At 62.9% G+C, this 11,663-nt stretch carries 8 protein-coding genes and 3 pseudogenes; 4 read left to right on the forward strand and 7 right to left on the reverse strand.

Going from position 1 to position 11,663, the window contains the following annotated elements:
* Positions 1 to 6: 6 nt before the first annotated feature.
* From AB4N76_RS17125 to AB4N76_RS17155, 7 genes and pseudogenes are all read right to left on the reverse strand, one after another.
* Positions 7 to 2,123 (reverse strand): annotated as a pseudogene (locus tag AB4N76_RS17125) (TonB-dependent copper receptor).
* Positions 2,124 to 2,207: 84 nt separating this feature from the next.
* Positions 2,208 to 2,663 (reverse strand): DUF2946 domain-containing protein, encoded by a 456-nt coding sequence (locus AB4N76_RS17130; protein WP_077432411.1) that lies wholly within the window; start codon positions 2,661 to 2,663, stop codon positions 2,208 to 2,210.
* Between the two features lie 21 nt (positions 2,664 to 2,684).
* The gene (locus tag AB4N76_RS17135) at positions 2,685 to 3,164 is read right to left on the reverse strand and encodes a copper chaperone PCu(A)C (RefSeq protein WP_077432412.1); all 480 of its coding nucleotides are present in this window, start codon (positions 3,162 to 3,164) and stop codon (positions 2,685 to 2,687) included.
* A 48-nt stretch (positions 3,165 to 3,212) separates the two neighbouring features.
* Positions 3,213 to 3,611, reverse strand: a pseudogene (locus tag AB4N76_RS17140) (DUF2946 domain-containing protein).
* Between the two features lie 304 nt (positions 3,612 to 3,915).
* The gene (locus AB4N76_RS17145) at positions 3,916 to 4,644 is read right to left on the reverse strand and encodes a cobalt-precorrin-6A reductase (protein WP_077432413.1); all 729 of its coding nucleotides are present in this window, start codon (positions 4,642 to 4,644) and stop codon (positions 3,916 to 3,918) included.
* The gene (locus AB4N76_RS17150; RefSeq protein ID WP_046033010.1) at positions 4,641 to 5,738 is read right to left on the reverse strand and encodes a cobalt-precorrin-5B (C(1))-methyltransferase; all 1,098 of its coding nucleotides are present in this window, start codon (positions 5,736 to 5,738) and stop codon (positions 4,641 to 4,643) included. The genes AB4N76_RS17145 and AB4N76_RS17150 overlap by 4 nt, the downstream gene beginning before the upstream one ends.
* Entirely contained in the window at positions 5,731 to 6,942 is a 1,212-nt protein-coding gene (locus AB4N76_RS17155) for a bifunctional cobalt-precorrin-7 (C(5))-methyltransferase/cobalt-precorrin-6B (C(15))-methyltransferase (protein WP_046033009.1), read from the reverse strand. The genes AB4N76_RS17150 and AB4N76_RS17155 overlap by 8 nt, the downstream gene beginning before the upstream one ends.
* A gap of 143 nt (positions 6,943 to 7,085) precedes the next feature.
* Here AB4N76_RS17155 and cobG point away from each other — a divergent pair.
* The 4 genes and pseudogenes from cobG to cobJ all read left to right on the forward strand — a co-directional run bounded on the left by cobG (position 7,086) and on the right by cobJ (position 11,447).
* Positions 7,086 to 8,394: pseudogene (cobG, locus tag AB4N76_RS17160) on the forward strand (precorrin-3B synthase).
* Positions 8,387 to 9,013 carry a precorrin-8X methylmutase gene (locus AB4N76_RS17165; protein ID WP_046033007.1) on the forward strand — a complete coding sequence of 209 codons (627 nt, stop codon included), beginning with the start codon at positions 8,387 to 8,389 and terminating at the stop codon, positions 9,011 to 9,013. The pseudogene cobG and the gene AB4N76_RS17165 overlap by 8 nt, the downstream one beginning before the upstream one ends.
* A complete protein-coding gene (locus tag AB4N76_RS17170; RefSeq protein WP_046033006.1) occupies positions 9,013 to 9,744 on the forward strand; it encodes a precorrin-2 C(20)-methyltransferase in 732 nt (243 codons plus the stop codon). The genes AB4N76_RS17165 and AB4N76_RS17170 overlap by 1 nt, the downstream gene beginning before the upstream one ends.
* The gene (cobJ, locus tag AB4N76_RS17175; RefSeq protein WP_460163283.1) at positions 9,744 to 11,447 is read left to right on the forward strand and encodes a precorrin-3B C(17)-methyltransferase; all 1,704 of its coding nucleotides are present in this window, start codon (positions 9,744 to 9,746) and stop codon (positions 11,445 to 11,447) included. The genes AB4N76_RS17170 and cobJ overlap by 1 nt, the downstream gene beginning before the upstream one ends.
* Positions 11,448 to 11,663 lie beyond the last annotated feature (216 nt).

The raw sequence follows: 11,663 nt of genomic DNA on the forward strand, positions 1-11,663 counted from the left end.
ATGCTTTTAGAAGCTCATGTCCACCTTGGTCCAGAGCGTTCGCCCCGGTTCTTTAATGGCTTGCGGGTCATTGGCCGGGTAGCCAAAACCGGCGTTGCCGGCCAGGTTCAAATGCTCGGCGTACGCCTTGCCGAACAGGTTGTCGACGCCCGTGCTGACCTTCCAGTTCTGGTTGATCCGGTAGGCACCGTTGAGCGAGAACACGCCAAAACCCGGGGTCTTGCCGAAGTCCTTGCCGACCACATTGCCCTTGTTCAGGTCGATGCGGTTTTGCGCCGCGACCACGCGCCACAAGGCCCCGGCGCTCCAGTTGTCTTCGCTGTAGGTCAGGCCGAAACGCGCATCCAGTGGCGGCATTTGCGGCAGCGCGTTGCCGTCGCTGCTGTTCTTGCCCCAGGCGTAGGCCAGGGTGGCGTCGGTTTTCCAGTTGGACGTCAGTTGATACGCCGCACCGAGCTCGCCGCCCATGATTCGCGCGTCGATGTTCTGTGCCTGAGAGGTGGTGCCCATCATGGTCGGGGTGTAGTTGAACAGGATGTAGTCGTGCACTTTGCCGATGTAACCCGAGGCCCAGGCTTCGAGGTCTTGGTTTTTGTATTGCAGGCCGAAGTCGATCTGCGTGGTTTTCTCGGGCTTGATCGAATCGAAGGCATTCACCGAGCCGGCGGGGCCGTTCTTGGGTGAAAAGAGTTCCCAGTAATCCGGGAAACGCTCGGTGTGGCCGAGGCCCGCATACAGGGTGGTCGGGCTGTTAGCCAGGTCATGTTCATAACGCACGAAGCCGCTGGGCAGGGTGTCGGCGCGGGTGTCGTCGGCAGTCGGGTTGGGGCGCGTCATCATCCCCGAGCCGATGGTTTGCCGGTAATCCTTGACCGTCGCGCGATCCAGGCGTGCGCCGGTAATCAGCCGGTCACGGTCGGCGGCGTACCAGGTCAGTTCGCCGAAGACGCCGTAGTTGTGGAAGTCGGCGTCCTCGGTGTATGGCAGGTTTTTGTAGGTGTCGATGCCCATGCTGCCGCGCTGGCGGTGTTCGCTGGTTTGCGCGTCGATGCCGCTGATCAACTGAATGTCGGCCCAGCGCCAGGTGCCTTGATTCGTGCGCCGAGGGTTCGGCGGTCCACGTTCGACGCCATCGGCCCGGACATCATCCCGGTGCCGGAGGGCGTGCGCAGGGTGTAGTTGTCCATCACGTGGTCGGCGTAGTTGTAGTAAATCTGCGCCTCGACCTTGTCCAGCACGTCGCCGATGTTCGACTTCTCGAAACGCAGGCCCAGGCTTTCGCGCTTGAACTGCGAACCGTCCATGCCGCGCCCGGCGTAACGCGCTTCACCGTCGCCTTTGCCGGCGGTCAATTCCAGCAGGGTGTCGGCGTCCGGGGTCCAGCCGAGCACGACGTCACCGTTCCACTTGTCGTAGCGCGACGGCACGGTGTCGTTGTTGCCGTCGCGGTAGTCGTCGGAATGCGCGGTGTTGCCGATCACCCGCACGTACCCCAGCGAGCCACCGGCAGCGGCGTCCACCACTTTGTCGAAACGACCGTTGGAACCGCCCAATACGCTGGCGTTCACCCGCGAGCCGAGTTCGCCGAAGCTTTCCGGTTCACGGTCGAACAGGATGGTCCCGGCCGAAGCACCCGGGCCCCAGAGCACGGTTTGCGGGCCTTTGATGACGGTGAGTTTGTCGTAGGTTTCCGGCGAAAGGTAGGAGGTGGGGGCATCCATCCGGCCGGGGCAGGCGCCGAGTAACTGGCCGCCGTTGGTGAGGATGTTCATCCGCGAGCCGAACATGCCGCGCAGCACCGGGTCGCCATTGGTGCCGCCGTTGCGCACGAGGGCGAAGCCGGGGATGGTTTTCAGGTAGTCGGCACCGTCGCTGGCCGGCACGGGTTGGCGCGGGTCCTTAGGGTTGGTGACGATGGTCAGCGGTGAACTCGGGGCGATCGCGGTGATCACCGTCGGGCTCAGTTCTTCAGCGTGGCCGGCGTGTTCATTAGCCATCGCCATCGGGGTCAATAAGGCGCCACACAGCAATGCGGTGGCGTGCCTGAAACGAACACTGGATTCGTTCAGGGCGAAAGTTGCTTGGGCAGCGCTCAAGCGTGAGTCAGCAGAAAACCTGGACATGACAATTTCCATCGAACAGTCGTAAACGACACGGCCGGCAGCCTTTGGCTGTCTTCTAAACCGTGTGAAATCAGCGGTGGGTGTTTACGCGACGACGGGTGGGGCGCGGGTTCGGGCGCCGGGGAAGACGGTTTGCCGGGCGTGGCCCAGGCGGGTGGACGGGGTGGTGAACGTGGGGGCTGGCGGGGTATCGAAGGCGGTAAACGAAACACCGCCGGTCAGCGCCGGGCAATTGAACAGCAGGCTGCAATAGCCGCATTTTTCCCAGATCGCGTGGTGCGACGTGGTAGGCGGGCAATGCTCGGCAGTGGGTTGCGCGCCGTGGTCGGCGTGCTCCATTGCCGACATATCCATGTCCATGCTCATGTCCATCGACATGTTCATGGTCATTGAAGAGGCGCGTTGATCCATCGGCATCGACTGAGAAATCAGCGGTCCGATAAAGATCATCAGCATGGCGAACAGGCTGATCCAGCTGCCGCGCGTCAGGCTCAAGGACTGACGACGTGACGCGGATGACCTGGCGCTAAGCGGGCGCATGGGCGTGTTCAGCTCAGTCGATTACTGGGCGTGGGCGTGCATCTGCGTATCTTCCTGTGGCTTCTTCTGCACCGCGACTTCGACGGTCACGTCACCGGCTTTTTCGAAGTGCATTGTCAGCGGGAAGTGTTTGCCATCGCTCAGCAGGCTGCGGTCTTTCAGGTTTACCAGCATCACGTGATAGGCCATCGGCGCAAACGTGACGTTGCCGCCGGCAGGGATGTCGACGCTCGGCACCTGCTGCATTTTCATCAGATCCTTTTGCATGATGTGTTCATGCAACTGGGCTTCGCCGGCAATGGGCGAGTCAACGCTGAGCAGTCGGTCAGCCGTTTTGCCTTTGTTGTCGATCACAAAATACGCAGCAACGGTCGGCGCGTTGGGCGGCAATTCTTGCGACCACGGATGAGCGATTTCCAGTTCGCCGACTTTATATTCGTGGGCATTGGCAAAGCAGGCAGGCAGCAGCAACGCGGCCAGAACGATGAGTTTGTTCAACATGGCAGTTCTCCAGAGCGATTCAAAACGCAGGTCAATTGCGAGAAGGAATCACACCAGAGGGGAAGCGCGGGGGTTGAGGCTGGGCCATTGCTGGCGCGGTGTAGGGGTATCGAGTGTGGTGGCGGGCAAGCTTCGATTGGATTCGAACTGTGCGAAGTGACAACTGTGGTTCGTGCCCCGGCAACGCCACCAGTGGCGCGGAACCCGAACAACACCAGCAATGCTGCATGTTGGAATGATCGTCGCTCTGCGGCGCTTTCTGCTCCAGCGTGCCCATGGAAATCGCCACCATTTTGGTGCCGCTGGACGTGCAGAAACTGCCCACAACAACTGCTCGGCCGGCGATTTCGCCGTTTGTGCCATCGCGTTGCTCATCAGCATGGCGAGCATGTTGAACAGCACTGCGAAGCAGGCGATCCAGGCAATTGCAAGCCGATGTCGGGACATGGGACAAATCCGGTTGAGTGGAAGATCAAGCGCGGCTATTTAGCCCGATCAGGGCCGATAAGTAAAAAAGCGGCGTGCGGTGTGGTGTCGCAGTGCCATGCATCTATAAATTTATGACAGTCGCGAATTTCAGATTGCCAGTGCCGTCCAGCGCCGATCACGCATTTTTTGTAGCAGCTGGCGAAGCCTGCGTCCGGCTGCGAAGCAGTCGTAAAATCAGGCACCTCGATTTTTCAGGTTAACCGTGGATGCAGGATTTACGACTGCTTCGCAGCCGGACGCAGGCTTCGCCAGCTGCTACGGGTTATGTGTTGATCTCAGCTGTCAGGGCAGCCAGCACGTCTGCCACCACCCCGAACTCCCGATCAACTCCTGGCAACACCGGTCGCTTCAAGACAATCACCGGCACCCCGCGCTCCCGTGCCACGTCCAGCTTCGGCTCGGTGGCGGTGCTGCCGCTGTTTTTGCTGATCAGCACATCGATCTGCCGACGTTCGAACAGCTCGCGTTCATCGCCAAGCAGAAACGGCCCGCGTGCGCCGATCACTTCGCAGCGCTCGTTGCCGGGGTAAACGTCCAGCGCACGCAAGGTCCAGAATTGCTCCGGCGGGATTTCGTGCAGGTGCTGCAAGGGTTCGCGGCCGAGGGTGAACAGGGGGCGGTGGAAGGGTTTCAGGGCGTCGATCAGTTCGGCCCAGTCGCCGACTTCGCGCCAGTCATCCCCGGCCTGAGGTTGCCAGGCCGGACGGCGCAGTGCCCAGCAGGCGATGCCGGTCAACTGCGCGGCAGTGGCGGCGTTCTGGCTGATTTGTGCGGCGTAGGGATGAGTGGCGTCCAGCAGCAGGTCAATGCCTTCATCGCGAATGAACTGCGCCAGACCCTCCGCGCCGCCGTAGCCGCCGACGCGCACCTGGCAGGTCAAATCGGTCGGCACGCGACCCACGCCGGCCAGGCTATAGAGGTGTTGCGATCCGAGGGTTCGAGCGATGGCCAGGGCTTCCGTCACGCCGCCGAGCAGCAAAATGCGCTTCATTGAAAAGCCCCCGCATGACCGACGATCCCGCCCTGGCGGTCGATGGCAAACACTTCGACCTGAACCTGCGCCGGCACCACGCTGCGAGCAAAATCCAGGGCGTGCTGGCACACCGCATCACCCAGCGCGATGCCTGCCGCGCTGGCCATGGCCAAGGCTTGCTGGCTGGTGTTGGCCTCGCGAATGGCCTGTTGCAACGCGTTATCGGCGCCAACCGCCGCTGCCCATTCCGCCAGTTGCGGCAGGTCGATGCTGGAGTGCCGGCTGTGCAAATCCATGTGCCCGGCCGCCAGTTTGCTGATCTTGCCGAAGCCGCCGCACAGGCTGAGTTTATCCACAGGCACTTTGCGCAGGTGTTTGAGCACGGCGCCCACGAAGTCGCCCATTTCGATCAGGGCGATTTCCGGCAGGTCGTAGACCCGGCGCATGGTGTCTTCGCTGGCGTTGCCGGTGCACGCGGCGATGTGCAGGTAACCATTGGTTTTGGCGACGTCGATGCCTTGGTGGATCGAGGCGATATACGCCGCACAGGAGAACGGCCGGACGATGCCGCTGGTACCGAGAATCGAAAGCCCGCCAAGAATCCCCAGTCGTGGGTTCATGGTTTTCAGCGCCAGGGCTTCGCCGTCCTCGACATTAACGGTGACCTCGAAACCGCCGCTGTAACCGAACTCTTCGGCCAACAACCTCAGGTGATCGCTGATCATTTTGCGTGGCACCGGGTTGATCGCCGGCTCGCCGACGCCGAGCACCAGCCCAGGCCGAGTCACCGTGCCGACGCCGCGACCGGCGTTGAAGCGTATGCCCGGCTCGGCGCTCAGACGCACTTGCGTAAACAGCAGGGCGCCGTGGGTCACGTCAGGGTCATCGCCGGCATCCTTGATCGTCCCGGCTTCGGCGCCGTCGTCCGTCAGGCGACAAAACTCCAGGCGCATCTGCACCTGCTTGCCCTTGGGCAAAACGATCTCTACCGCGTCAGCACTCATCCCGGCCAACAACAAGCGTGCGGCCGCCAGGCTGGTGGCGGTGGCGCAGCTGCCGGTGGTCAGGCCGCTGCGCAGCGGGGCGGGTTGCTCGGCGGTTTCGTCACGCATCGCAGGGCTTCGTCACGTCCAGCAAGGTAATCGGCAACGCCTGACGCCAGGTGTCGAACTCTCCCAACGGCTGGGCCTGAGCAATGTGGATGCGGGTCAATTCACCGCCGTGCTGTTCGCGCCAGGCCATCAGGGTCATTTCACTTTGCAGCGTCACGGCGTTGGCAATCAGTCGCCCACCGGGTTTGAGTTGTGCCCAGCAGGTGTCGAGCACGCCTTCGCGGGTGACACCGCCACCGATGAAAATCGCGTCCGGGCGTTCGAGCCCGGCCAGCGCCTGTGGCGCACTGCCACGGATCAGCTGCAAGCCGGGAACGCCAAGGGCGTCGCGGTTCAATTCGATCAACTGTTGGCGACCCGCATCGGCTTCGATCGCCAGTGCACGGCAACCGGGGTGCGCGCGCATCCACTCGATGCCAATCGAGCCGCTGCCCGCGCCGACATCCCACAGCAGTTCACCGGGCACCGGCGCCAGGCGCGCGAGGGTGATGGCGCGAATATCACGCTTGGTCAGTTGCCCATCGTGCTTGAACGCAGAGTCTGGCAGCCCGGCCAGACGCGAAAGGCGCGGAGTGTTCGGTTCGGCGATGCACTCGATGGCGATCAGGTTCAGATCGGCGACCGCCGGATCATTCCAGTCATTGGCAACGCCTTCGATGCGCCGTTCGGCCTCACCGCCCAGATGCTCCAGCACCGTGAGGCGGCTCAGACCGAAACCGCGTTCACGCAGTAACCGGGCAATAACGGCAGGGCTGTGGCCGTCGTTGCTCAAGACCAGCAGGCGCACGCCGCTGGACAGATGGGCGTTCAGTGCGGCGACCGGGCGGGCCACCACCGACAGCGTCACGACCTCTTGCAAGGGCCAGCCCATTCGCGCCGCCGCCAGCGAGCAGGAGGAGGGGGCGGGCAGAATCTGCATTTCAGCTGCCGGCACTTGCCGCGCCAGGCTGGCGCCGACGCCAAAGAACATCGGATCGCCGCTGGCCAGCACGCACACCGGCTCGCCTCGATGGGCCAACATCGGCTCCAGGGAAAAAGGACTCGGCCACAACTGCCGCTCGCCACGAATGCACACGGGCAACAAATCCAGTTGACGCTGACCGCCAATAATCCGCGAAGCACGCAGCAGCGCGTGCCGGGCATTTCTGCCCAGGCCTTTGAAGCCGTCTTCACCGATTCCCACTACTGTCAGCCAGGGTGACATCTGCAGCCCTCAAAATAGTTCGCAATCGGACAGTTCCGACGGGCAGGCTTTTCATGCCGCCTGACAAAGCAGGCATAATACCGCGCCTTCGCCCGCGAAGCGCCTTTCCCACAGAGCCAGTCGCCCCTTTGAACGAACGTCCGATGTCCACTGCCTTACGCCCCTCGGCTTGCCCGGGGTTGCTACGTATCGTTCAGGCATTGGATGGCGGTATCTGCCGGATCAAATTGAATGGCGGTTCGATCAGTGCCGATCAGGCTGAGGCGGTGGCTTGTGCAGCCGAGCGCTTTGCTGGCGGCGTGATCGAGGCGACCAACCGCGCCAACCTGCAAATTCGCGGGATCGGTACGCAGCACGGGGCGTTGATCGACAGCCTGATGGCGGCCGGGCTGGGCCCGAGCACTGTCGCTGGCGATGATGTGCGCAACCTGATGCTCAGCCCGAGCGCCGGGATCGATCAGCACATGTTGATCGACACACGTCCGTTGGCCGGGCAGATTCTCGCAACCCTGCAAAACCACGAACCCTTCCATGACCTCAGCGCCAAATTTGCCGTGCAACTCGATGGCGGCGAAGCCTTGGCCATGCTCGAACATCCGCATGACCTGTGGCTTTCTGCGGTCGAGTGGAACGGCGAACAGCGCTGGGCGTTTGGTCTGGCCGGTTGCCCGACAGACGTGCCCGTCAGTTCGGTGGCGCTGGATCAGGGCCATGCGCTGGTTGTTGCGGTGCTTGAAGTGTTTCTGGAACGGGCGCGCCCGGATCAGACGCGCATGCGTCATTTGCTCGCCGAATGTCCGCTCGACGAGTTTCTCGCGCATCTGGCCGAACGCGTTCCGCTGATGCCCGTCACCGAGTGGCAGCGTGACGCGAGTGCCGGCATCCTGCACATCGGCGCTCATCCGCAGCGTGACCCCGGGCAGGTGTAGTGTCGGCGCCGTACCGCCGCTGGGACGCCTCGACCCCGCCATGCTCCGGGGCGTCGCCCGACTGGCTCGGGAGAAGGGCGATGGCAGCGTGCGCTTTACCCCGTGGCAAAGCCTGTTGCTGCCCGCTGTCCAGCGCGTCGATGCGCCGTACGTTATCCACAGTCTTGAACAACTGGGCCTGCAATGCTCGGCCGATGATGCCTTGGCCCGACTGATTGCCTGCACCGGTTCGACCGGGTGCGGCAAAGGCCTGGCCGACACCAAGGGCGATGCCCGGCAACTGGCGGCGCTGCTGCAACGTCACGGGCATGCGTTGAACGTTCATCTGTCCGGTTGCACGCGTTCCTGCGCGGCGGCGCACCGGGCGCCGATCACCTTGCTGGCGGTTTCTGCCGGTCGCTACGACCTCTATTTTCGCGATGCAGCACAGCCCGGTTTCGGCGCGCTGCACGCCCGCAGTCTTACTATTGAAGCGGTCGCAGCCTTGCTCGACGACCGCTCACGGAGCCCCCTGGATGCTTGATTACATACGCGACGGTCAGGAGATCTATCGCAACTCCTTCGCGATCATTCGCGCCGAGGCCAACCTGGCACGAATCCCCGCCGACCTGGAGAAACTCGCGGTGCGCGTGATCCACGCCTGCGGCATGGTCGATGCCATCGACGGCTTGCAGTTTTCCGAAGGCGCGGGCAAGGCCGGGCGCGATGCGCTGGCGGCCGGTGCGCCGATTCTGTGCGACGCGCGGATGGTCAGCGAAGGCGTGACCCGCGCGCGCCTGCCAGCCAACAATCAGGTGATTTGCACACTGCGCGACGACAGCGTTCCAGAGCTTGCCCGCGAGTTGGGCAACACCCGCTCCGCCGCCGCGCTGGAACTGTGGCGCCCGCACCTGGAAGGCAGCGTCGTGGTCATCGGCAATGCGCCGACCGCGCTGTTCTATCTGCTGGAAATGCTCGACGCCGGCGCGCCAAAACCGGCCCTGATCCTCGGCTTCCCGGTGGGCTTCGTCGGCGCTGCCGAGTCCAAGGCCGCGCTCGCCGCCGACAGTCGCGGCGTGCCGTTTGTCATCATGCAAGGTCGCCTGGGTGGCAGTGCCATGGCCGCCGCCGCTGTTAATGCCCTCGCCACGGAGATCGAATGATGCAGCAACCTGGACGCTTGATTGGCCTGGGCGTCGGCCCCGGTGATCCGGAGCTGATTACCGTCAAAGCCCTGCGCCTGTTGCGCGAATCCCCGGTGGTGGCGTACTTCGTCGCCAAGGGCAAAAAGGGCAATGCCTTCGGCATCATCGAAGCGCATCTGCAAGACGCACAAACGCTGCTGCCGTTGGTGTACCCGGTAACCACCGAGGCATTGCCGGCACCGCTGTCCTATGAGCAAGTGATCAGCGATTTCTACGATGCGGCCGGCGAAGAACTCGCCGCGCATCTGGACGCGGGCCGTGACGTAGCGGTGATCTGCGAAGGTGATCCGTTCTTCTACGGCTCTTACATGTACCTGCACGATCGACTGGCCGAGCGCTATGAAGCCGAAGTCGTGCCGGGTGTCTGCTCGATGCTCGGCGGCGCTTCGGTGCTGGGCGCGCCGCTGGTGTACCGCAATCAGAGTTTGTCGGTGCTGTCCGGTGTGCTGCCTCACGACGACCTCAAGCGTCGGCTGGCCGATGCCGATGCGGCGGTGATCATGAAGCTGGGGCGCAATTTCCCCAAGGTTCGCCAGGTGCTCGAAGAACTCGGTCTGGCAGACCGCGCGCTGTACGTCGAACGCGCGACCATGGCCAATCAGAAAATAGTGCCGCTCAATGAGGTCGAGCCGATGTCCTCGCCGTACTTCTCGCTGATTATCGTGCCCGGCGAACGGTGGCAAGGCTGATGGCCCGTCCCGTTCCGGCGATTGTCATTCTGGGCAACGGCAGCCTTGCGACCGCGCGCAAGATTCAGCAGGTTTACCCCGGCGCATTGATCCACGGCCTGGCTGAACGGGTTGAAGGCGCAGACCGTGTCTATCACGAGTTCGGCGCAACCTTGCGTGAGTTCTATCAACAGGACACGCCGATCATCGCCCTGTGTGCGGCGGGCATTGTCATTCGCACGCTCGCACCGTTGTTGCTCGAAAAAGGCGCCGAGCCGCCGGTGCTGGCGGTGGCCGAAGACGGCAGCGCCGTGGTGCCGCTGCTCGGCGGGCTCGGTGGTGTGAACGTCATGGCCCGGGAGATCGCTGACGGTCTCGACGTTGCGGCAGCGATTACCACCAGCGGTGAATTGCGCTTTGGCACGTGCCTGCTCAATCCGCCAAGTGGTTACGCGCTGGGTGATCTGGAACTGGGTAAACGCTTTGTCTCGGATTTACTCGCCGGCCAGAGCGTGCGCATCGAAGGCGCGGCGCCATGGTTGGCGCAGGCGCAATTGCCCGAGGATCCGCAGGCGCAGTTGTCGATTCACGTCGGCAGTGCCGAGCGCCTGCCTGCGGCTAATGAATTGCTGATCTACCCGCGCAGCGTTCTGGTGGCGGTGAATGGCGATGTGGCGGAGCTGCCGAATGCGATTCGCGCGGCGCTGCATCAGGCGAACATCGCCGTGCAATCGCTGGCGTGCCTGGTGGCCAGCGAGCTGCACATGGCCAACCCGGCCTTGCGTGAAGCGGCGCTTGAACTGGGCGTGCCGCTGCGTTTTGCGACGTTCAGCGGCAGCATCGGCGAACTGGCCCGCCACACCGTGCCGGACGCTGCCGTCGTTTCGGCAGACTTGGGTCTTGCTATTGCAGTGGCCAGCCAACCGCTGGACCCCGCCCGGATCGGTCGTGCGCGCGGTCGTCTGGCGGTGATCGGCCTGGGCCCTGGCGCCGCCGAACTGATGGTGCCGGCGGTCAAGGCCGAACTGGCGCGTGCCAATGATGTGCTCGGTTATGAAACCTACGTGCGCATGGCCGGGCCGTTTCGCGACGATCAGGTGCTGCACTGCACCGATAACCGTGAGGAAATGCAGCGCGCTCGCCATGCGTTTGAACTGGCAGCCCAGGGGCGTTCGGTGGTGGTCGTCTCGTCCGGCGATCCCGGCGTGTTCGCCATGGCGGCCGCGGTGCTCGAAGCGCTACACGAATCGAATGAGCCCACATGGCACCGCGTTGATCTGGAGATCCTTCCGGGTGTTTCTGCTTCCCTGGCAACCGCGGCTCAGGCCGGCGCGCCGTTGGGGCACGACTTCTGCGTGATGTCCCTGTCGGACAACCTCAAGCCTTGGGCAATCATCGAGAAACGTCTGGACCTGGCGTCTCAGGCGGACCTGGCGCTGGCGTTCTACAACCCGATCTCGCGTTCGCGTCCCTGGCAGTTGGGGCGGGCACTGGAGATCGTCGCGCAACACCGCACCGCGCAAACGCCGGTGGTGTTGGGACGAGACATCGGGCGTCCGGGCCAGACCTTGCGCGTCACCACGCTGGGGCTATTGACCCCGGATCAAGTGGACATGCGCACGATGGTGCTGATCGGCTCCTCCACCACCTGTGTGTTCCCGCGTGCCGAGGGTGGCGAGTGGGTGTATACGCCGCGCTGGTATGGCGACAAGCCAACGTCATAATAGTCAGCGGCCTCATTCTGGAGGCCGCACTCTATCGGCTGCTGTTCAATTAATATCAATCTCTTGCAACACTGTTATTAAAAGTGCTGCTGTAAGTTAATATTTTTAACTGTCGGTGCGGCGGGTTGTTGTTGCGGTTTTCGCATTTCTGAATGTTTTGTTGGTAATCAATTGTCTGTTTTGTTTTTTGAGGCGGAAAATCAATTCGGTTAGTGT

The sequence above is a fragment of the Pseudomonas sp. S2_F03 genome (assembly GCF_054668335.1).